This window comes from Sulfitobacter sp. L-8, from assembly GCF_056859255.1.
In genome coordinates, this window is sequence record NZ_JBSXOD010000053.1 from 638,144 (window position 1) to 658,406 (window position 20,263).

General features: G+C 58.6%; 21 protein-coding genes and 1 tRNA gene. 16 read left to right on the top strand and 6 right to left on the bottom strand.

Annotation, left to right across the window (positions count from 1 at the left end; all coding sequences use genetic code 11):
* Nucleotides 1–39: 39 nt before the first annotated feature.
* Together argF and AC13DE_RS16405 are read left to right on the top strand one after the other, a co-directional pair.
* Entirely contained in the window at nt 40–945 is a 906-nt protein-coding gene (argF, locus tag AC13DE_RS16400) for an ornithine carbamoyltransferase (protein WP_446296885.1), read from the top strand.
* Nucleotides 942–1,937 (top strand): 2-dehydropantoate 2-reductase, encoded by a 996-nt coding sequence (locus AC13DE_RS16405; protein WP_483048424.1) that lies wholly within the window; start codon nt 942–944, stop codon nt 1,935–1,937. The genes argF and AC13DE_RS16405 overlap by 4 nt, the downstream gene beginning before the upstream one ends.
* On the opposite strand, the gene AC13DE_RS16410 is transcribed toward AC13DE_RS16405, so the two are convergent.
* Both AC13DE_RS16410 and AC13DE_RS16415 read right to left on the bottom strand, forming a co-directional pair.
* Complete coding sequence (locus AC13DE_RS16410) at nt 1,934–3,415, bottom strand: inorganic phosphate transporter (RefSeq protein WP_446296887.1); 1,482 nt, start codon at nt 3,413–3,415, stop codon at nt 1,934–1,936. The genes AC13DE_RS16405 and AC13DE_RS16410 overlap by 4 nt on opposite strands.
* 68 nt (nt 3,416–3,483) lie before the next feature.
* Nucleotides 3,484–3,942 carry an NUDIX hydrolase gene (locus AC13DE_RS16415; protein ID WP_483048425.1) on the bottom strand — a complete coding sequence of 153 codons (459 nt, stop codon included), beginning with the start codon at nt 3,940–3,942 and terminating at the stop codon, nt 3,484–3,486.
* Between the two features lie 148 nt (nt 3,943–4,090).
* On the opposite strand from AC13DE_RS16415, the gene gndA reads away from it, so the two are divergent.
* Nucleotides 4,091–5,518 carry an NADP-dependent phosphogluconate dehydrogenase gene (gndA, locus tag AC13DE_RS16420; protein ID WP_483048426.1) on the top strand — a complete coding sequence of 476 codons (1,428 nt, stop codon included), beginning with the start codon at nt 4,091–4,093 and terminating at the stop codon, nt 5,516–5,518.
* A gap of 3 nt (nt 5,519–5,521) precedes the next feature.
* On the opposite strand, the gene truA is transcribed toward gndA, so the two are convergent.
* Nucleotides 5,522–6,301 (bottom strand): tRNA pseudouridine(38-40) synthase TruA, encoded by a 780-nt coding sequence (gene truA, locus AC13DE_RS16425; protein WP_483048427.1) that lies wholly within the window; start codon nt 6,299–6,301, stop codon nt 5,522–5,524.
* A 92-nt stretch (nt 6,302–6,393) separates the two neighbouring features.
* Here truA and AC13DE_RS16430 point away from each other — a divergent pair, with 92 nt between their 5' ends.
* From AC13DE_RS16430 to AC13DE_RS16450, 5 genes are all read left to right on the top strand, one after another.
* Nucleotides 6,394–7,806, top strand: a complete 1,413-nt coding sequence (locus tag AC13DE_RS16430) for a YcjX family GTP-binding protein (RefSeq protein WP_483048428.1) — start codon at nt 6,394–6,396, stop codon at nt 7,804–7,806.
* Nucleotides 7,803–8,258: a GNAT family N-acetyltransferase gene (locus tag AC13DE_RS16435; RefSeq protein ID WP_446296892.1), complete on the top strand. Its 456-nt coding sequence runs from the start codon at nt 7,803–7,805 to the stop codon at nt 8,256–8,258. Before AC13DE_RS16430 ends, AC13DE_RS16435 begins: the two co-directional genes overlap by 4 nt.
* Nucleotides 8,258–9,259 (top strand): YcjF family protein, encoded by a 1,002-nt coding sequence (locus AC13DE_RS16440; protein ID WP_446315577.1) that lies wholly within the window; start codon nt 8,258–8,260, stop codon nt 9,257–9,259. Before AC13DE_RS16435 ends, AC13DE_RS16440 begins: the two co-directional genes overlap by 1 nt.
* Before the next feature lie 193 nt (nt 9,260–9,452).
* On the top strand, nt 9,453–12,368 hold the full coding sequence (gene ileS / locus AC13DE_RS16445) for an isoleucine--tRNA ligase (protein WP_446313519.1): 2,916 nt from the start codon (nt 9,453–9,455) through the stop codon (nt 12,366–12,368).
* Between the two features lie 33 nt (nt 12,369–12,401).
* Entirely contained in the window at nt 12,402–12,860 is a 459-nt protein-coding gene (locus AC13DE_RS16450; protein ID WP_483048429.1) for a methylated-DNA--[protein]-cysteine S-methyltransferase, read from the top strand.
* Between the two features lie 8 nt (nt 12,861–12,868).
* Here AC13DE_RS16450 and AC13DE_RS16455 read toward each other — a convergent pair whose 3' ends face one another.
* Entirely contained in the window at nt 12,869–13,564 is a 696-nt protein-coding gene (locus tag AC13DE_RS16455; protein ID WP_446295132.1) for a CDP-alcohol phosphatidyltransferase family protein, read from the bottom strand.
* Between the two features lie 187 nt (nt 13,565–13,751).
* Between AC13DE_RS16455 and rpmB the strand changes: the two genes are divergently transcribed.
* Nucleotides 13,752–14,051, top strand: coding sequence for a 50S ribosomal protein L28 (gene rpmB, locus AC13DE_RS16460; protein WP_446295131.1), 300 nt, complete (start codon nt 13,752–13,754; stop codon nt 14,049–14,051).
* 285 nt (nt 14,052–14,336) lie between these two features.
* Complete coding sequence (locus AC13DE_RS16465) at nt 14,337–14,783, top strand: copper chaperone PCu(A)C (RefSeq protein ID WP_483048430.1); 447 nt, start codon at nt 14,337–14,339, stop codon at nt 14,781–14,783.
* A gap of 60 nt (nt 14,784–14,843) precedes the next feature.
* Here the strand turns inward: AC13DE_RS16465 and AC13DE_RS16470 are convergent, their stop codons facing one another.
* Together AC13DE_RS16470 and AC13DE_RS16475 are read right to left on the bottom strand one after the other, a co-directional pair.
* On the bottom strand, nt 14,844–15,578 hold the full coding sequence (locus AC13DE_RS16470; RefSeq protein WP_446313951.1) for an NAD-dependent deacylase: 735 nt from the start codon (nt 15,576–15,578) through the stop codon (nt 14,844–14,846).
* 55 nt (nt 15,579–15,633) lie between these two features.
* On the bottom strand, nt 15,634–16,599 hold the full coding sequence (locus tag AC13DE_RS16475; protein WP_483048431.1) for a LysR family transcriptional regulator: 966 nt from the start codon (nt 16,597–16,599) through the stop codon (nt 15,634–15,636).
* A gap of 178 nt (nt 16,600–16,777) precedes the next feature.
* On the opposite strand from AC13DE_RS16475, the gene AC13DE_RS16480 reads away from it, so the two are divergent.
* From AC13DE_RS16480 to AC13DE_RS16505, 6 genes are all read left to right on the top strand, one after another.
* Complete coding sequence (locus AC13DE_RS16480) at nt 16,778–17,653, top strand: carbon-nitrogen hydrolase family protein (RefSeq protein ID WP_483048432.1); 876 nt, start codon at nt 16,778–16,780, stop codon at nt 17,651–17,653.
* Between the two features lie 81 nt (nt 17,654–17,734).
* Entirely contained in the window at nt 17,735–17,953 is a 219-nt protein-coding gene (infA, locus tag AC13DE_RS16485) for a translation initiation factor IF-1 (protein WP_005851736.1), read from the top strand.
* Between the two features lie 50 nt (nt 17,954–18,003).
* Complete coding sequence (locus tag AC13DE_RS16490; RefSeq protein ID WP_446313948.1) at nt 18,004–18,582, top strand: Maf family protein; 579 nt, start codon at nt 18,004–18,006, stop codon at nt 18,580–18,582.
* The gene (locus AC13DE_RS16495; RefSeq protein WP_483048433.1) at nt 18,579–19,601 is read left to right on the top strand and encodes a ribonuclease E/G; all 1,023 of its coding nucleotides are present in this window, start codon (nt 18,579–18,581) and stop codon (nt 19,599–19,601) included. Before AC13DE_RS16490 ends, AC13DE_RS16495 begins: the two co-directional genes overlap by 4 nt.
* On the top strand, nt 19,598–19,789 hold the full coding sequence (locus AC13DE_RS16500; RefSeq protein WP_446313947.1) for a DNA gyrase inhibitor YacG: 192 nt from the start codon (nt 19,598–19,600) through the stop codon (nt 19,787–19,789). The genes AC13DE_RS16495 and AC13DE_RS16500 overlap by 4 nt, the downstream gene beginning before the upstream one ends.
* Nucleotides 19,790–19,890: 101 nt before the next feature.
* Nucleotides 19,891–19,965: transfer RNA gene (locus tag AC13DE_RS16505), tRNA-Phe, on the top strand.
* Nucleotides 19,966–20,263: the final 298 nt, after the last annotated feature.

The window sequence follows — 20,263 nt, forward strand, 5'->3', positions numbered from 1 at the left end:
CGGGGGCTGGCCCCCGCTTCTCAAACAAAAGAATACCCAATGAAACATTTCCTCGACATCAACCAAACCGCTCCCGCCGACCTGCGTGATATCATCGACGGTGCCGCCGCAATGAAGGCGGACCGCGCTGGCCGGCCGCGTGGTGCCCCCGATGACGAACAACCGCTCAAGGACCACATGGTCGCGCTGATCTTCGAAAAACCCTCGACCCGTACCCGTGTCAGCTTCGACGTGGGTGTGCGCCAGATGGGGGGGCAGACCATGGTGCTCTCCGGGGCCGACATGCAATTGGGTCACGGCGAAACCATCGCCGACACGGCACGGGTGCTCAGCCGGTATGTCGACCTGATCATGATCCGAACATTCGAGGAAGCCACCCTGCTTGAGATGGCGGAATATGCGACGGTACCGGTTATCAACGGGCTGACCAACCGCACCCATCCTTGCCAGATCATGGCTGACATCATGACCTTCGAAGAACACAATGGTCCCATCAAGGGTAAAAAGGTCGTCTGGTCAGGCGACGGCAACAACGTATTCGCCAGCTTCGCCCATGCCGCTAAATCCTTTGATTTCGATCTGGTGTTCACCGGCCCGCCGACGCTCGATCCCGAAGCCGCCCTTTCCGGTCTTTATACCACCGAACGCGACCCGGACAAAGCGGTGATAGGCGCCGATCTGGTCGTAACCGATACCTGGGTTTCGATGCACGACCCTCAGTCGGCGCGCGAAAGGCGGCACAATCAGCTTCGTGCCTATCAGGTGAACGACGCGCTTATGGCCAAAGCCAAGCCCGACGCCTTGTTCATGCACTGTCTGCCCGCCCATAGGGACGACGAGGTGACAAGTTCGGTCATGGACGGCCCCCGTTCGGTCATCTTCGACGAGGCCGAAAACCGCCTCCACGCTCAGAAATCCATCATGCGCTGGTGTCTGGGTAAATGACGGCCGCGCGGTCGATCACCGTTGCGGGAGCAGGGGCGATCGGCTGCTTCGTCGGGGGAATGCTGGCTGCGCAGCGCCGCAAGGTAACCCTGCTGGCGCGGCCGCGTATGATTGAGCAGATCAATAAGGACGGTCTGCACCTTACCGATTTTGGGTCACTCAGCCTTGCTGTCATGCCCTCGCAGATATCTCTGACGGATCACCCGGCCCGCCTTACCGAGGCCGGTGTCATTCTGGTCACGGTCAAAACCGCCGACACCCCCGACATCGCGGTGATGATTGCGACCTATGCGCCCCCGAACGCCGTTGTCGTCAGCCTGCAGAACGGGCTCGAAGCGGTGAACATCCTGCGTAAAATGTTGCCCGGGTTCGACGTCCGTGCCGGCATGGTGCCGTTCAACATCGTCCGACAACCAAACTCTACCTTTCACCGGGCGACCAGCGGAAACATCGTCATCGAAGCCGGGCCGGGTGCCTTGGCGGAATTGCTCGCCACGCCGGACATGCCGGTCACCGAAACCGGGGCCATCAGCGACGTGCAGTGGGGCAAGCTGCTGATCAATCTGAATAATGCTCTGAACGCTCTTTCGGGGCTGTCACTGCAACAGCAGCTTCTCAGCCGAAGCTGGCGGCGTGTCATGGCAGCACAAATGGTCGAGGCACTGACGGTTCTGCGTGCCCATGGCATCAGGCCGCTGTCGAACACACCGTTACCGTCCCGCATGATACCGTGGGTGCTGCGGCTGCCGACGCCGTTGTTTTCACGTATTGCGTCGAAGATGCTGACCATCGACCCCAAAGCCCGGACATCCATGTTTTACGACTTGGAAAACCGCAAACCGACCGAAATCGATGCCTTGCAGGGCACGATCATCGGGTTGGGGAAATCTATATCTGTACCGACCCCGATTTGCGAGAGGGTTTCGAAGCTGGTCAAAGAGGCTGAAAAGGCCGGCGCGGGGGTACCCAGCCTATCGCCGTCCGACATCTAATTGACCACCGCATTCAGTCCCAGAAAGGTGATCGCTGAAATCATGGCTGTCGCGGGCACGGTAATCACCCATGCCGCTATGATCGTCAAGAAGTGGGACCGCCGAACCAACTTGCGGCGTTGCCGCTCTTCTCGGGCGATCTGCTTGACCTGACCGGATGTCACGTCCGGCCTGCGCAGACGGCGCTCCATGTGCCATTCGCGATAGAAACCCACACCAAACACCCCACCCACCGCGATATGGGTGGAACTGACCGGCAGGCCCAACCAAGAGGCGATGATCACGGTAATCGCCGCGGACAGCGCCACACAATAGGCCCGCATGGGGTTCAACTTGGTGATTTGGCTACCGACCATCCGGATCAGCTTGGGACCAAACAGAAACAGCCCGAACGAAATGCCAAACGCTCCGATCACCATGACCCACATCGGAATCGACACCTTTGCCTCGACGGTACCGAATTCCAACGCGTGCACGATAGCTGCCAGCGGGCCGACGGCATTGGCGACGTCATTGGCCCCATGGGCAAAGCTGAGTAACGCCGCCGAAAAAACCAGCGGCAGGCCGAACAGGATCTTCACTGATTTATTCCGGTTTTCCATCCCGACAGAGGCGCGGCGGATCACCGGGTACGACATTGCGTAGGACAGCGCCCCAACGGCAAGACCAATGAACAAGGCCGGCCCCATATCCACGTGCACGATCTTTTTCAGACCTTTCAGAGCCAGATAGCTGGCGAAAACGCCCGCCATCAGCCCAATCAGGATGGGCACCCAGCGACGCGCGGCGGCGATCTTGTCCTGCTTGTAGAGGATCTGCGACTTGATCAGGGCAAGGAAAAACGCGGCGACCGCCCCGCCCATGACGGGCGAGATGACCCAGCTTGCGGCGATCATGCTCATCGATGACCAGTTCACCGCCGACAACCCGGCTGCTGCGATACCTGCCCCCATCACACCACCGACGACGGAATGGGTGGTGGATACCGGGGCTCCGACCCATGTAGCAAGGTTGACCCACAACGCGGACGAAACCAGGGCCGCCATCATCGCCCAGATAAACACCTGTGCGTCTTCGACCGATGCCGGGTCAATGATCCCTTTGGAAATGGTCGATACAACATCGCCGCCGGCCAGTAATGCACCCGCACTTTCGCAAATCGCTGCGATGACGATGGCCCCCCCCATGCTGAGGGCTTTGGCACCTACGGCAGGCCCCATGTTGTTGGCCACATCGTTTGCACCGATGTTGACCGCCATATAGGCCCCGAAAGCCGCAGCGGCGACAACGACATAGTTTGAAGGTGCCTGCCCAAAGAACAAGGTCGCGGCCAATGCAGCCAGCACGATAAAGGCAAGGGCGATCCCGAACCCAACCATGGGCCGTGCCACATAGGTTGCAGCCTGTTCGACCCGTGAAATACGATTAAGGTCGGAATCCAGCGTTTTCCACTGTTGGCCGATAGGTCCGTCGGTCATCGCAGCCTCTTTTGCTTAAAGCATACGCTCGTCGCACAACCTGCTATTTTCCACAAGGCCACAGCCAGCTACAGGTTCAACAGGATGTCCTTGAGATCGGGCTCCGACACCAGTTCCGCTGCCGCCGTCGGCGTCATCCAGCGTCGCTTGCGCAACGCCACCTCCGGGTAGTCATCCTTTATGTGACGCACGCGGGTAAGATAGACTTGGGCGATGACCGGCGTGGTCATGCCTTCGCTCAGGCGCTTGTCATAGTCATAGAACCCGATAGGCTCCGCTTCGATATCCGCCTTGGAAACGCCGGCCTCTTCCCACGCTTCCTGCAACGCGGTTCCAGCCCCGTCCAGCCCATCGATAGGCCACCCTTTGGGCACGATCCACCGCCCGGTGTCACGGCTTGTAATCAGCAAGACCTCTTTGCCGTGTGGCGTTTCGCGATAGCAAAGCGCGGCAATCTGCACCCGTTTCGGGCGTTGCCAAATAGGCAGGATCACGTCTTCCCACGCACGTTTTAGATTATGTATCATCTTTATTGTAACTGCCTGTACTTATTTTTGTTCTTATAAATTTGTCATATAGCAAAACTGTCCTAAAATCAATTTCTTAGGGTTGCGGCACTGGCAAGAGGGAAAAGCGGCGGCCGATATTTCGATATCTCATACAAAGGGAAATAGAATGGCTCCGAACAATGTGAACGCCGATATCGGTGTTTTCGGCTTGGGTACCATGGGCAGTGCGTTGGCGCTGAACCTGGCCGAAAACGGCTTTCGGGTTGCCGTAAGCAACAAACACGCAGACAGGATCCCCGTCTTTCTGGCGCAGGCGAACGAGTTGGCTGGAAACCTTGTCGGATACCCGGACATTGCCGAATTCATTGCCTCGATTGCCCGTCCCAGAAGCATATTGTTCATGATCCCCTCTGGTGCGCCCGTGGACGCGATGATCGACGTCGTTCTACCTCTACTGGATGATGGCGATACGATCATTGACGGCGGTAATGCAGACTTTCACGATACACGCCGCCGGTCGGCCGCGTTCTCCGGCACCGGCAAACACTTTGTCGGCATGGGGGTATCGGGCGGGGCCGAAGGCGCGCGTCACGGCCCGTCGATGATGGTCGGAGGCACCGCGCATAGTTGGTCACAACTGCGCCCGATGCTCCGCAAGATCGCAGCGAAATTTGAGGGCGATCCATGCGTTGACCATTTGGGGCCGGACGGGGCAGGCCACTTTGTCAAAACCGTGCATAACGGTATCGAATACGCAGACATGCAAATGATCGCCGAGATTTACGGTCTGATGCGTGATGCCGGTGGGTTCAAGGCGGCGGAAATTGGCGCGCAGTTCGAAACCTGGCAAAGCGGGCCGCTCAGTTCTTACCTGATCGAAGTTTCTGCCGCGGCCCTGCAAACGATTGACGCCCGTAGTGGCGAACCGCTGGTTGACATGATCCTTGATAAGGCGGGCCAAAAGGGTACAGGCCGCTGGACCTTGATCGAGGCTTTGAAGCTAGGGCAGTCTGCAAGCGCAATTGAGGCCGCTGTCGGTGCGCGCGGCTGGTCAAGCGAGAAAGACCTGCGCGTCGCCGCCGAACCGCTTCTTCCCGCTGTTGCGCACAAGGCAGCATTCCCATCACCGGAAGAGCTGAAATCGGCCTTGCTTGCTGCGCGTGTCTTGGCACATGCACAGGGATTCAGGGTGCTGGCAGCAGCCTCTGACGAATTTGAATGGCACCTTGATATGACCCGTATCGCCGAAATCTGGCGGGCAGGGTGCATCATTCGGTCGATTTTGCTTGACGATATCGCCGATGCGTTTCGTGCCGGATTGCCCGAAGGTGCCTTGATCTTGTCCCCCGCGATACGCGACCTGCTTGCGGCCCACTTGGGCGGGCTGCGCAAAACCGTGGCAGCCGGGGTATCACTAGGTATTCCGGTACCTGCACTTGGGGCCCCATTGGCATGGTACGACACGATGCGGACCGCGAAAGGCACGGCGAACCTGATCCAGGCACAGCGAGACTTTTTCGGATCGCACGGGTTTGAACGGATCGACGACCCCGGTGTGCACCACGGCGACTGGAAACCTATCGCCGTCAGCTAAGGGCTATGCCGCAGGCTGAGAGAACGGGTCTTTGTCATAACCGACATGTGCCAGATAAAGCCCGTGCGGCGGCGAAACGGGGCCGCAGGCTCCGCGGTCGCGAGCGTCGAGCATATCCTTGACATCCGCCGGCATGAGCGAACCGGCACCCACACGTTCGAGCGTACCAATGAAACTGCGTACCTGGTTGTGAAGAAACGACCGTGCCCGCACGTCGAAGTGCACCTCAAGTCCGCCGAGGGTTTCGACTTCTTTGATGTTCAGCGTGTCGAGTGTTTTTACCGGCGTGGTGGACTGGCAAATCGTTGATCTGAACGTGGTGAAATCATGTTGTCCGATCAAATGGGCAGCCCCCATGCGCATACGGTCCAAATCGAGGGGTTTTTTAACCTGCCAGACCAAACCCGTTTGATGGGTGGTCGGGGCGCGGCGCACCAGAATGCGAAAAAGATAGCGCCGTTCGGTTGCTGAAAATCGGGCATGAAAATCGGACGTGGCATAGGCGCACCCCACGATAGCGACAGGGTGAGGCTTGAGGTGATAATTCAGCGCTTCGGACAGCCGGAATGGATCCCATTGGCGCGTCATGTCGCAATGGGCAACCTGTGCCAGCGCGTGAACCCCCGCATCCGTCCGTCCCGCGGCGGCGATCCTGTGTTCACGAGGTTCTATCTTGGCCAAAGCTGCTTCGATCGCGCCCTGCACAGAGGCAAGGCCGACTTGACGTTGCCACCCGACAAAAGGGGCACCGTGATATTCAACTTTCAAGGCATAGCGATGCATGGCGACCATGTACCTCGGGGCAGCCCATCTGGCAATCCCTGAACCCTGTGCTTATGTTGATCCGCAACAGCAGATGAAGGCGGGCGCGGGCTTTGGTACTCTCAAGAATTGCCGATGGAATTTGGCGGCAGGTCGAAAACGTTCAGGACGGTGTGGCCGAGACCTTTTTTGAACCGGTCATCCGTTTGGGGGTGACCGGGCTGGCGCGCTCCGGCAAGACGGTCTTTATTACGTCGCTCGTTGCGAACCTGCTGGATCGCGGGCGGATGCCTGGCCTGTTGGCCGCATCCGAGGGGCGGATCGAGGCTGCGTTCTTGCAGCCCCAACCTGACGACACCGTGCCACGGTTCGACTACGAAAACCACCTTGCCGCATTGACGGGGCCGACCCCGCATTGGCCCGACAGTACGCGCGCCATATCCGAACTGCGCCTGTCGCTGCGGGTGCGGCCGAACGGGTTGCTGGCCGGGTTTCAGGGACCGCGCACGGTTCATCTGGATATCGTGGATTACCCCGGCGAATGGCTGCTGGATCTAGCGCTGATGGATGTCAGCTATACCGAATGGTCTGCGCAGGTATTGGCGCGTATCGTCGACCGACAAGAGGCCGCCGCGTACCGCGTCCTTGTCGCGCAGACAGATCCAGATGGCCGCCTTGATGAACCTGCCGCACAGGCATTGGCCGCCAGCTTCGCGGAATATTTGCAGACCGCACGGGCCAATGGTTATTCAGACTGCACGCCGGGGCGGTTTCTGTTACCCGGAGACCTTGCCGGATCGCCGGTGCTGACCTTTGCCCCACTGCCGGGAGGTGACGGATCACGTGGGTCGCTGGTTCGTGAAATGGCAAGGCGGTTCGAGGCTTATAAACGCAAGGTCGTGCAACCCTTTTTTCGCGATCATTTTGCCCGTATCGACCGTCAGGTTGTGCTGGTCGATGCTCTGGGTGCGATCAATCAAGGCCCGCGTGCTGTCGAAGACCTGCGCGGCGCAATGAGCGAAATACTCGGCAGCTTCAAACCCGGCCGCAATGGTTTTCTGACCCAGCTCCTGCGCGGCAAACGCGTCGAGAAGATATTGTTTGCCGCGACCAAGGCGGACCATCTGCATCATTCGCAACACCCTAGCCTTACAGCGATCATGGAAGCCCTCACCCGGGATGCCCGCGACCGGGCGCGATTTGCCGGGGCCGATACATCCGCCATGTCGCTGGCGTCGCTTCGGGCAACCACAGAAACAACAATGATCCACGACGGCGAAACACTGGATGTGGTGCGCGGCAGCTTGCTTGAGACCGGCAAGGAGGCCGCGTTTTACCCAGGTGAGTTGCCCAAGGACCCTGCGCACCTGCTCAGTCCCGCCCGGGCGGGGGCAGATAAATGGCTGGATCAGGATTATCAGATCATGCGGTTCGCCCCCGCGCGGCTGACCCTGCGCCCGGGCGACGGGCCGCCGCACATCCGGCTGGATCGTGCGGCGGAATTTCTGATCGGTGACCGCCTGTGATCCTCTCCGACCTGACAATCGCGCCGGCGCGGGCACTTGATGCCGGCAGGTTATCTGATGTGATGACGTGCGCCAATGCCCAGCATGAATGGCTGCCCCGGGCCCACAGTCGTGCCGAGGAAATCGGCACCTTGGGCGACATGATAGATGTCGGCTGGGTGCAGGTTGCGCGGACCGACGAGGCAGTGGTCGGGTTTGTGGTGCGACGGGGTGCGGAAATACACGGGCTATATCTCCACCCCAAGGCGCAGGGCAAAGGTATCGGGCGTCGCCTGATAAACGTTGCCAAGGATAACCGTAGTCACCTGGGGCTTTGGAGCTTTGCCGCGAACGCGCGCGCTTCGCGGTTCTACCGGCAGGCGGGGTTCGTGGAAGTCATGCGCAGCGACGGTGCTGACAATGAATTCGGTTTGCCGGATGTCCGGTTTGAATGGCAAAGGAGAGCAGCGTAATGTCGAAAGGCCCGGTTTTATTCGACCTGGAAGCGGAAGCGTCGCCGCGCCCCTCGGTCTCGGACGCTCCGCCCGTGCCTGACGTGGGCATCGCGGCCCCGCAAGGGCAGGCGATGCAGATCGCGGCGCGGCTGGCTGCGCGCAAGCCGTCAAAACTGGTGCGCCTGTTCTGGTGGCTGCTGAGCACGCTGATTGGGGCACTGGTGTCGATTGCCGCATGGAACTTTGTGATGGGGCTGATGGCAAGCTATCCGATCCTGGGGATGGCGATGACCATCCTGATCGGCGCTGTGTTGCTGGTACTGGCCTTGTTGTGCTTGCGTGAATTGGCCGCATTCAGCCGTCTCGCCCGGCTCGATGGTTTGCATCACGACGCGGGTCAGGCGCTGTCCCAGGACGATCTGAAGGCGGCGCGGTCAGTGACCGACCGCCTGGTCGCATTGTACAAAGGTCGCGAAGATACCCGCTGGGGTCGTGACCGGCTGGCGGAACTGCGCGGCGACCAGATGGATGCGCAGGCGCTATTGTCCCTGGCCGAGGCGGAACTGCTCGGCCCGCTTGATATTGCCGCAAGCCGAGAAGTTGAGGCTGCGGCGCGTCAGGTCGCGACGGTGACCGCGTTGGTACCTCTTGCCCTGGCCGATGTCGCTGCTGCATTGACCAGCAACCTGCGGATGATCCGCCGGGTGGCCGAGATTTATGGCGGGCGTTCGGGTTTCTTTGGCTCGTGGCGGCTGACGCGCGTGGTATTGTCGCATCTGGTGGCAACAGGAGCGGTTGCGGTGGGCGACGATATGCTGGAGCCGATTTTAGGCGGCACGGTGCTGGCAAAGCTTTCGCGTCGCTTTGGCGAAGGGCTGGTCAACGGAGCCTTGACGGCGCGAGTAGGGGTGGCCGCCATGGAAGTCTGCCGCCCGATGCCATTTAGCGAAGGGCGCAGACCCAAGGTGCGCAGCATTGTCAAACGCGCATTGTCGGGGCTGTTTTCCAGAGGAACATGATTGCCTGGGCGAGGGGGCTTGTCGGTGGTTCTGCCGCGGCCTATAAGGCGCTATGACCCGGATGTCCGCGATCATTATACGAATTATTTTCCCGGCGCTCTGATTCCACGAGACGCCGGGCCGAGGTGTTTGAGCCACTCGCACCATATCTGATCATCCATTCCCATACTCCGTTTGCCAAAGGACGCCTGCCATGTGCGCCGACACCCCCGAAACGCTCGATTACAAATCAACGCTGAACCTGCCCAAGACCGATTTCCCCATGCGCGCGGGGCTGCCCAAGCGCGAACCCGAATGGCTGGCCCGGTGGGAAAAGATCGGCGTCTATGACCGCCTGCGTGAAAAACAGGGGCGCAAGCCTTTTACGCTGCACGATGGCCCCCCCTATGCGAACGGCCACCTGCACATCGGTCACGCGCTGAACAAGACGATCAAGGATATGATCGTGCGCAGCCATCAGATGATGGGTTTCGATGCGCGTTATATCCCCGGGTGGGATTGCCACGGTCTGCCGATCGAATGGAAGATCGAGGAACAGTACCGTCAGAAGGGCAAGAACAAGGACGACGTGCCGATCAACGACTTCCGCGCCGAGTGCCGCAAGTTTGCTGCCAGCTGGGTCGATGTGCAGCGCGAGGAGTTCAAACGCCTGGGCATCACCGGCAATTGGGACGATCCCTATTTGACGATGGATTTCCACGCAGAACGTGTGATCGCCGAAGAATTCATGAAGTTCCTGATGAATGGCACATTGTATCAGGGGTCCAAGCCCGTGATGTGGTCACCCGTAGAGAAAACCGCTTTGGCCGAGGCCGAAGTTGAGTATCACGACAAGGAAAGCTTTACGATCTGGGTGAAATTCAAGGTTGTAGGCACCGGTGATGATACGTTGGACGGGGCACATGTGGTAATCTGGACCACGACCCCCTGGACCATGCCCAGCAACAAGGCCGTGGTCTACGGTAAAGACATTTCGTATGGCCTGTACGAAGTCACCGGCTGCCCGGAAGAATCCTGGGTCGATGTCGGTGATCGCTATCTGCTGTCGGATTCCATGGCGATGGACGTGTTCGCCAGGGCGCGTCTGGAGGATACAATGGTGCGCCGGCTGCGCGATGTGTCGCAGGACGAACTGGCCCGGATCCAGCTGCAACACCCCTTGGCCGGGGCAGAAGGCGGCAATGGCGAATGGGATGATATCCGCGATTTCCGCGCCGCTGATTTTGTGACCGACACCGAAGGCACGGGCTTTGTGCATTGCGCGCCGTCCCACGGCCTTGAGGAATACGAACTGTATCGCGATCTCGGCATGCTCGAGCAGGTCATCACCTACAATGTGGTCGAAGACGGTTCCTTCCGTCCCGATCTGCCATTCTTTGGCGGCAAGGCGATCCTGAAGCCGAACGGTAAGGAAGGCGACGCCAACACCGCTGTGATCAACAAGTTGGCGGAAGTCGGCGGGCTGTTGGCGCGTGGCAAGATCAAGCACAGCTATCCCCATTCCTGGCGTTCCAAGGCTCCGGTGATCTATCGCAACACGCCGCAATGGTTTGCCGCGATCGACCGCCCTGTCGGCGACGGGCAGGACACATTCGGCAAGACCATCCGCGAACGCGCCCTGACCGAGATCGACAACGTCAACTGGGTACCGAAGAAAGGCCGCAACCGTCTGCATTCAATGATCGAGGCACGCCCCGACTGGGTGCTGTCACGTCAACGGGCATGGGGTGTACCTCTCACCTGTTTTACCAAAAAAGGCGCATTGCCGACGGATGAGGATTTCTTGCTGCGCAATTCCGAGGTTAATCAAAGGGTGGTCGACGCGTTCGAAGCCGACGGTGCGGATGTCTGGTACGAAGAAGGTGCAAAAGAACGCTTCCTGACCGGTATTGTGAACCCGGATGAATATAACCAGGTGTTCGACATTCTGGACGTGTGGTTCGATTCCGGGTCTACACACGCTTTCGTTCTGCGCGACCGCCCCGATGGGTCCGAGGACGGGATCGCGGATGTGTATATGGAAGGCACCGACCAGCACCGGGGCTGGTTCCATTCGTCGTTGTTGCAATCGGTCGGCACCACGGGGCACGCGCCGTACCGCAACGTTGTGACCCATGGGTTTACCCTGGATGAGAAGGGCATGAAAATGTCCAAGTCTCTCGGCAACACCATCGTACCGGAAAAGATCGTGCAGCAGTATGGTGCTGACATCCTGCGCTTGTGGGTGGCCCAAACGGACTATACCGCCGATCAGCGCATCGGGGCCGAGATTCTGAAAGGGACCGCCGATAGCTATCGCCGCTTGCGCAACACGATGCGCTACATGCTTGGCGCGCTGTCGGATTTGGAGGAAAGCGACCGGACCGAACCCGCCGATATGCCGGAACTGGAGCGTTGGGTGCTACACCGCGTGGCCGAGCTGGACCAGGTCGTGCGCGACGGTTATGCCAAGTACGATTTCCAAGGCGTTTTCCAAGCGGTTTTCACCTTTGCCACTGTTGACCTTTCGGCGTTCTACTTCGACGTACGCAAGGACGTGCTCTACTGCGATGGCGACACCTTGCGACGCCGGGCTGCACGTACCGTGCTTGATATCCTGTTCCATCGTTTGACCGCATGGCTGGCACCGGTGCTTGTCTTTACCATGGAAGAAGTCTGGCTTGAGCGGTTCCCCGGGGACGAAAGTTCGGTTCACCTGACTGATTTCCCCGATACGCCCAACGACTGGCTGGATGCCGAACTGGCCGCGAAGTGGGCAAAGGTGCGTGCTGCGCGTCGCGTTGTGACGGCTGCATTGGAAGTGCAACGGGTCGAAAAGGTTATAGGCGCTTCGCTCGAGGCAGCGCCGACCGTGTTTGTGGCGGATGACGCGCAGCGGGCGGCATTGGAAAGTGTCACCTTCGAAGACGTGTGCATCACATCTGACGTGGCAATCACCGGTGACGATTCGCCACCCGAAGCCTTCCGTATGCCTGAAACCGATGGCGTCGCGGTGGTGTTTGAAAAGGCGCAGGGTGACAAATGCGCGCGCTGCTGGAAAGTATTGCCGGACGTGGGCACCCACCAGCACGCAGGCTTGTGCGCCCGTTGTGACGAAGCGGTATCCTGAGATGGAGCTGCGCCGCTTCCACCGGAGACCGGGGTGAAGCGGCGCAGCGTTCAGACGCGTTTTGGTTCGCTGGTCGTGACCGAAGAGCAAGATGCGGTGACACGGCTGGAATGGGACGAGGGTACTGCGTATCACGACGTCAGCGCAGTGCTTGATGAGGCGGTGGTGCAACTGCTTGGCTACGACGCAGGGACGCTTACCGCCTTTGCACTCCCTATGCGCATTGGCGGCAGCGATACATTGCGAGCCGTCTGTGCGGAAATCTCTGCGATCCCTTTCGGCGATACCCTTACCTATGGCGATATCGCCAGAAAGCTGGGTGTCCCTGCGCAGGTCGTCGGGCAAGCCTGTGGACTGAACCCGATTCCCGTCATCGTTCCCTGCCACCGTGTGATGGGGGCAAAGGGGCTGACCGGCTATTCAGGCGTCGGCGGTATCGAAACCAAAGTGGCATTGCTGCGACACGAAGGCGCGGCTGGGATTTTGATCTAGGGCGGCGGTCAGACTTCGCGTTCGTACATGTACTGCTGCACAACACCGGCGAAAGTCAGGTAAAGACTGGTAATCACCAGCCCCCAATGGGCCCAGCTTTGCGGATGAAAATCGACCCAGGCGGCCCAGCCGGCAAAGAATGTCCACGCCAGCGCCATCGGCAACGTCACGCTGCGCCAGCGCTCGGTTCGCACCGGATGCACGAATTTGAGCGGCGCGAACATGGTGATGGCAAGAAACGTCACGAGAATAAGCGACACCCACCATGGTGGTGACAGGGCGAACAGCACCAACACCAGCATGTTCCAGCAGCCCGGAAAGCCCCAAAACGAATTATCCTTTGTTTTCATGCGGGTGTCACAAAAGTACATGGCACTTGCAAAAGTGATGATAATGATCATCACCCAGCCGCTCCACCCATCCATCAAGCCGGATTTGAACAGAGCGAATGCAGGAATGAAGACATAGGTCAGGTAGTCGATGATGAGATCGAGCAGGACGCCGTCAAATTCGGGCGCATTGTTCTTTACATCGTATTTTCGGGCAAGAGGCCCGTCAAAACCGTCCACGAAGAATGCGATGACCAACCACAGGAACATCATGTCCCATTCCTGATCAACGGCGGCGAGCATGGCCAGCATCGCGAATATCGCACCGGTGGCGGTGAACAGGTGAACAAGAAGGGCGCGTGTGTGAATACTCATGTGTCACAGATGACAAATCTTTTAGCATGATGCAAAAGGAAAAGCGTGATAAGCACAGCAGGCTTGGGTTGACCCCGCCCGCGATTCCGCCTAAAGCCAGCAAACTAATTCAAGGGTCGCCATTGTGCGTCCCATACGGGTGTCACACCGCATCGCCGGAATCGCCCTTCAGCAAAAGGATGAACCCATGTCGCGTGTTTGCGAATTGACCGGAAAAGGCCCGATGACGGGCAACAACGTAAGCCACGCCAAAAACCGCACCCGCCGTCGGTTTTTGCCGAACCTGAATGATGTGACCCTTCAGTCTGAAGCGCTGGGTCGCGGTTTCAAGTTCCGCATTTCTGCTGCTGCGTTGCGCACTGTTGACCACCGCGGTGGCTTGGACAAATTCATGGCGAAAGCCAAGGACACCGAATTGTCCGACAACGCGTTGAAGGTCAAAAAGGCTATCGCCAAGTCCAGCGCGACCGCAGACGCTCTGTCCTAAACGCTTTGTTAAACGGTATTTTTCAACCCTGGCCTTTGGCCGGGGTTGTTTCGTTTGGCGCTAAGGTCACCCGAGGCGTTGCGTGTATAACGTATCAGGAAAACTTCCCCGCGTTTCGTACATGTTTTGGTCTGGCAGATCGCACCGGTGTCCGGGTGTTAACACGCCGCATTGAGGGGCCGTTTGTCGACTGCTAATGCTGCCTTTGACCTGAACCGCCTTTCAACTACGTATCCTTAAGCGTGGACCCCTTGTAAACGCTTGAAACAGAACAGAGATATCTTGATGAATATTGCTTTTCTCGCGCGCGCTTTTTGCACGTTTGTAATCCTGTCTTCCGCGCCGCTTGCCGCGCAAGGGCTTGACGTGACCGACGCTTACCTGCGGAGTTCGACCCCGCAATCGACATCTGGCGCGGCATTCATGAGTGTGACGAACCACAGTGGAGCAGACGACAGGTTGATCGGGGCATCAGCGGATATCGCTGAGAAGGTTGAATTCCACAGCCATAGTTCGGATGCCAACGGGGTGATGCGCATGGGTAAGATTGACGGCGGAATAAACTTGGTATCAGGGGGAACGCACGTCTTTAAACGTGGGGGCGATCATTTGATGTTCATGGGGTTGAAGCAGCCGCTGGTGCAGGGTGATACAGTTACCGTGATGCTGGAGTTTGAAAAGGCCGGCACCGTCAGCGTTGCGGTTCCCGTGGACCACGAGCGCAGGCCGTAACACGGAGCGACCAGGCGATTTTGAAGCCGACCGTAAAGCTTTCGATGTCCAACGGCCGGATCAATGATCATCCCCCGATCTGAAACCGCCGCGGGGCTGCTCGGGCTTGGCCAGCAACTCGTCGACCCACTCGGACACGACACGGGTCGCTGGCCCTGTTCGGTGTTCGGCAAATTGTCCACCCACCGCAGAACGCTCCAGGTTCAGTTCGACCGTGTGCGCACCGTTCCGACGGGCTTCAGCGACAAAACCCGCGGCAGGGTATACATTTCCCGACGTGCCGATAGCCGCGAAAATACGAGCCTCGGCCAGATGGTCGAAAATTGCGTCTATATCATAGGGCATTTCGCCGAACCAGACGATGTCAGGTCGCGCTGCCGGTGCCAAGCACTGCGGGCAAGCATCACCGGGAGCCATGACCATCGCAGCGGGCCAGCGGTGTTCACACGCAGCGCACATCGCAGAGTTCAACGCGCCGTGCATATGTATCACATCCCGAGCACCGCCTTGCTCGTGCAAGTCATCCACGTTCTGTGTGATTATGACGACCTGACCGGGGTAGCGCTGTTGGAGCTTTGCAAGGGCCTTGTGGGCGGCATTTGGCGTTGCCTCGGCAGCCTGTCTGCGACGTGCATTGTAAAAATCGACGACCAGTGCCGGATCGCGCGCAAATCCTTCCGGGGTGGCGACGTCTTCGACACGATGTTGCGCCCAAAGCCCGTCTTCCGCGCGGAAGGTTTCTAGTCCGCTCTCGGCAGAAATTCCTGCACCCGTAAGAATGACAATCTTGCTCATATCCGTGCCTTTCCCATGTGGAAGTGAACCAGCAATACCGCGCGGTCGCAAGGTCTCATGTCTCGAGAATTTTGAACCTGCCTGCAAGCCATGTCAGTTGTGCAAGGGTCGGCGCAATCATATGCGTATGCAGAAGTTGTCGCATGGTGTCAGCGATATCGTGTGGGACCGACCCGGTCCAGTCCGACCCGGCGAACAGCGAAATTTGTCGCGAGAACTCCGCCGTAGGGAAGGGCTGCGTCGCAAGCTGGCTATGAAATCGTTGTGCCCGGCAATAGCCGAACGACGTCGTGATCGTCCACCCGATGCCCCGGGCGACCATCGCCATCAGCGCAAGGTGACTGCCAATTTCAAACTGCGACGTCAGATTGATATTGTGGCGCGAAAGCTGGTTGCTGATTTGCCCTGCGATTAATTGATCGGCCTCATATCTCAGAAACGGCAGGCCAGTGCGGCCGCCGAGCAAGTCAGCCCCGTCTGCTTCAATCTCCGCAGGCGCAACGATGATAAAGGGATCGCGGGCCAACGGAATTTCGATCAATCCTTCTTTTGCGTCACCGTCGGTGGCAGCGATGGCGATATGCAGCGCTTTGTCCTGAACCGCCTGCAGCAACCTCTTGCTGCTGTCGGTGACCATGCGAAACCTGCACCCTGCCATGCTGTCGGCCAGGATCGTGGCCAGACGGGGGGTAAGATCGTTGTCGAAATCATCAATAACCCCCAGATGCAGGTCGGTGAGGCTGACCAGATCCATCACGGTCAATTCTGATTGCGCCTGCCGGACATGGGCCAAGGCCAGACTGCTGTGCCTCAGAAAGGTTTCGCCTGCGGCTGTCAAACGCATCGGGCGACAACTGTGATCGATTAGCTTGGCACCTACGGCGGCTTCAAGGTTGCTGATCTGTTGGCTTACTGCAGGTTGGCTGAGACCGGTCATCGCCGCAGCATGCGCAACGGATCCGCGCCCCGCGAGCGCCTCGAACACCTCGATCCCGCGCAAGGTGACGCCTTTCTTGATCATTTGAGCATCCCCTGTTGATTTCAAATTAGTGAATTGTTTCCACGTTTTTTGCAAGGAGCATGAAGATCGGCCATGGTGTTATTCAGAAAGTGAAATACGGTTGATTTGGTTTCGGACCCTTGCAGCATGGGCTTTATGGGGGCACCATGAGCGCAAGAACGCACACGCGGAGCAGGGTATGAGAATCGCGACAGCCGCCTATCCGTTGGATATCTTGTCCAGTTGGGCTCATTACGAAGACAAGCTTGCCGCGTGGGTCGCTTCGGCTGCCGCCAGTGGCGCTGAATTGCTGGTCTTTCCCGAATATGGCGCGATGGAGCTGGCAACGCTGGCCGGACTGAACGTGGCCGGGGACCTGGAAGCGTCTTTATTTGCGGTGTCGGATCGATTGTCGGACGCCGATACGGCACACAAGGCGCTTGCGGCGGAATACAACGTGCACATCGTGGCCGCGTCGGGGCCAGCCGCCACCCAGGGCCGCCCGGTAAACAGGGCACGTCTTATCACGCCGTCAGGGCAGACCGGGGTCCAGGACAAGCAGATCATGACCCGGTTCGAGCGCGAAGTCTGGGGGGTGGTTGGCGGCAACTCATTGCAGGTATTCGAAACCGCGATTGGCAAAATAGGCATTCTGATATGCTATGACAGCGAATTCCCATTGTTGGGAAGAGCCTTGGCACAGTGCGACATCATCGCGGTCCCCAGTGTCACAGAAGCGCTGGCAGGCTATTGGCGTGTGCGTATCGGGTCAATGGCGCGTGCACTCGAGAATCAGTGCGTTACGGCGATGTCGTCATGCGTGGGGGCTGCTGATTGGTCCGATGCGTTAGGGCAATCGGTTGGTGCCGGTGGCATATTTTGCCCACCTGACGTCGGTTTTCCGTCAACCGGCGTGCTGGCAGCCGGCCAGATCAACGTCGCTGGTTGGACATTTGCAGACGTTGACCTGGAACAGATAGCCAAAGTGCGTGAAGATGGGGTCGTGTTGAACCGAAACCACTGGTCAGACCAATTTGGACGCGACCAAGACGCGATAAACGTTTCCTTGATGTGAATAGCCCTTGAAAAAGAGAGAAATTGGGCCCATTTAGGCCTGCGCCCCGAAATTGCGGGGTAAAGTGTTCAAGGAGAGACCATGGCCAAGGAAGACACGCTCGAATTCCCCGGTATCGTGAAGGAACTCCTGCCGAACGCGACGTTCCGGGTCGAGCTTGAAAATGGCCATGAGATCATCGCGCACACGGCAGGGAAAATGCGCAAGAACCGCATTCGGGTTCTGGCTGGCGATAAGGTGCAGGTGGAAATGACCCCCTATGATCTGAGCAAGGGCCGGATCAATTACCGCTTTAAGTAACGCGCTCTTCCGGCAGCTTCGCGCTATCCGGTCAGTGCATTGAGGTTAGTATGACCTTTATTCTCGGATCAGGCAGTCCGCGCCGCAAGGAATTGCTGGCGCAAATTGGCGTTGTACCTGATGAAGTGCGGGCTCCCGACATAGATGAAACGCCCTTTGCCGCGGAATTGCCTCGGCCATATTGTGCACGGATGGCGCGCGAGAAGGCTGCGGCGGTGCCGTCGGGCGAAACGGATATCGTTTTATGTGCGGATACGACTGTCGCGGTGGGGCGCCGTATTCTCGGCAAGCCCGTTGACGTTAACGAAGCCGCCGATTTCTTGCGGCTTATGTCGGGCCGCCGGCACAAGGTGATTACGGCTGTTGCCATTCGGCGCGGCACACAGCTTTGGGAACGTGACGTGGTCAGCACCGTGCGCATGAAGCGCTTGTCCGAGACCGAATTGAAGGCATATCTTGCCACCGGCGATTGGCAGGGCAAGGCCGGTGGATACGGTATCCAAGGGCCGGCGGGTGCGTTGATACCATGGATCAGCGGCTCTTTCACGGGCATCGTTGGGTTGCCGCTGGCCGAAACTGCGAACCTGCTGCGTACCGCAGGCCATCCTATGGACGGAGAAGTATCATGAAAGGTCGTACGATCGTTCTCGATCACCTTAATGGCCTCGAAGCCGCCGCCTTGATCGTTGACGGCAAGCTGGACGACCTGCTGGTCGACAGCGACGGCCCGCGCCCTGGGACCATTTACCGTGCCATTGCCGATCGGCCCGTGAAAGGGCAGGGCGGAATGTTTTTGAGAACGCCCGATGGGTCGGCCTTTCTGCGACAAATCAAAGGCCTTGCGCCCGGGCAGCCGATCCTGGTGCAGGTCACAGGGCACGCCGAACCGGGCAAGGCGATCCCCGTTACACAAAAGCTGCTGTTCAAAAGCAGATATGTCATCGTGACGCCCGATGCGCCCGGAACGAACATTTCCCGCAGTATACGCAACGAAAGCGAACGCGACCGACTGTTGGAAATCGCGCATGAGGCGGCGGATGGGGCGACACACGGGTTGATCCTGCGGTCTTCGTGTGCGGATGCAGAAGCCGACGACATCGCCGATGATATCGACGCGATGCTGACCCTTGCGGACAAGGTGCTGGGGGACGATGCGACGCAGATGGAGGTGTTGGCGGAAGGAGATGGCCCGCATATCCTGGCCTGGCGTGATTGGGTGGACCCCGCAGATGTCGTGACAGATGCCGGCAGTTTCGAAATTCATGAAGTGCTCGATGCGATCGAACGCCTCTCACAACCGCAAGTCATTCTGGACGGCGGCGCGTCGATGTTTGTTGAGCCAACCCGCGCCTTGGTGGCCGTTGACGTCAACACCGGCCCGGATGTGTCGCTTGCCGCTGGTATCAAGGCAAACATGGCATGTGCACGCGCGCTGCCTCGGGCGTTGCGTCTGCGGGGACTTGGCGGGCAGATCACGCTTGATCTGGCTCCGATGCCAAAGAAGGACCGTCGGCCATTTGAAACTGCGTTGCGCCAGGCGTTTCGTACTGACAACGTGGAAACCACGTTGATCGGCTGGACACCGCTTGGCCACTACGAATTGCAGCGAAAGCGCTCTCGCTTGCCGATCTCGGAGCTCCTCAAGTGAGCTGTCCGATCTGCAAGGCGGAAACATCGGTGCAGTACCGGCCGTTCTGCTCGCGCCGTTGCGCCGACATCGATTTGGCGAAATGGTTGGATGGAAGCTATGCCGTGCCTGCTTCTGAGGCAGACCAAGACGATGGCCGCGAAGGCATGGACGACGATCGGGTGGACCCCTTTGGAATGCCACATTAAAGCAAATACAAAAAAGCTTTGCCTGACAGGGAAAATCCACTGGACACCCCTGCTGCAACCTCCTAGAAACCGCTCACCCGACCACTGCGGTGGTCTCCGGTGCCTGGGTAGCTCAGGGGTAGAGCAGTGGATTGAAAATCCTCGTGTCGGTGGTTCGATTCCGCCCCTGGGCACCAATTTTATCAAGCGAAAGTAATACCTTAAGTGCATATGCATCTAGGTTGCTCATTGCAACATTTGTGCTGGGTGCCATATGGGTGCTGTTTGACCAACTCAAAATCTTTGGAGATTTGCGTATACACATTTGATGACTTCGCCACATCACTAATTTGTACTGTCCGTCGTCAGGGTTTTTGGGACCAATGGCGGCCTAAACTAAGAGAGAGTTCGGCTCATCTGGTTGGTTTGATTATGCGGCGTGCTGTCGGTGATGCAAGCGTCGCGTTTCGAGCGTCTTACGTTTGATCCTTTCCC

Bases quoted from the DNA above. Each gene is read 5' to 3' on its own strand.
- AC13DE_RS16415 (WP_483048425.1), bottom strand. From the start codon at position 3,942: ATGATACATAATCTAAAACGTGCGTGGGAAGACGTGATCCTGCCTATT.
- AC13DE_RS16405 (WP_483048424.1), top strand. From the start codon at position 942: ATGACGGCCGCGCGGTCGATCACCGTTGCGGGAGCAGGGGCGATCGGC.
- AC13DE_RS16455 (WP_446295132.1), bottom strand. From the start codon at position 13,564: ATGAGTATTCACACACGCGCCCTTCTTGTTCACCTGTTCACCGCCACC.
- ileS (WP_446313519.1), top strand. From the start codon at position 9,453: ATGTGCGCCGACACCCCCGAAACGCTCGATTACAAATCAACGCTGAAC.
- infA (WP_005851736.1), top strand. From the start codon at position 17,735: ATGGCCAAGGAAGACACGCTCGAATTCCCCGGTATCGTGAAGGAACTC.
- AC13DE_RS16480 (WP_483048432.1), top strand. From the start codon at position 16,778: ATGAGAATCGCGACAGCCGCCTATCCGTTGGATATCTTGTCCAGTTGG.
- AC13DE_RS16475 (WP_483048431.1), bottom strand. From the start codon at position 16,599: ATGATCAAGAAAGGCGTCACCTTGCGCGGGATCGAGGTGTTCGAGGCG.
- AC13DE_RS16495 (WP_483048433.1), top strand. From the start codon at position 18,579: ATGAAAGGTCGTACGATCGTTCTCGATCACCTTAATGGCCTCGAAGCC.
- AC13DE_RS16470 (WP_446313951.1), bottom strand. From the start codon at position 15,578: ATGAGCAAGATTGTCATTCTTACGGGTGCAGGAATTTCTGCCGAGAGC.
- gndA (WP_483048426.1), top strand. From the start codon at position 4,091: ATGGCTCCGAACAATGTGAACGCCGATATCGGTGTTTTCGGCTTGGGT.
- AC13DE_RS16490 (WP_446313948.1), top strand. From the start codon at position 18,004: ATGACCTTTATTCTCGGATCAGGCAGTCCGCGCCGCAAGGAATTGCTG.
- AC13DE_RS16465 (WP_483048430.1), top strand. From the start codon at position 14,337: ATGAATATTGCTTTTCTCGCGCGCGCTTTTTGCACGTTTGTAATCCTG.
- AC13DE_RS16440 (WP_446315577.1), top strand. From the start codon at position 8,258: ATGTCGAAAGGCCCGGTTTTATTCGACCTGGAAGCGGAAGCGTCGCCG.
- argF (WP_446296885.1), top strand. From the start codon at position 40: ATGAAACATTTCCTCGACATCAACCAAACCGCTCCCGCCGACCTGCGT.
- truA (WP_483048427.1), bottom strand. From the start codon at position 6,301: ATGCATCGCTATGCCTTGAAAGTTGAATATCACGGTGCCCCTTTTGTC.
- rpmB (WP_446295131.1), top strand. From the start codon at position 13,752: ATGTCGCGTGTTTGCGAATTGACCGGAAAAGGCCCGATGACGGGCAAC.
- AC13DE_RS16410 (WP_446296887.1), bottom strand. From the start codon at position 3,415: ATGACCGACGGACCTATCGGCCAACAGTGGAAAACGCTGGATTCCGAC.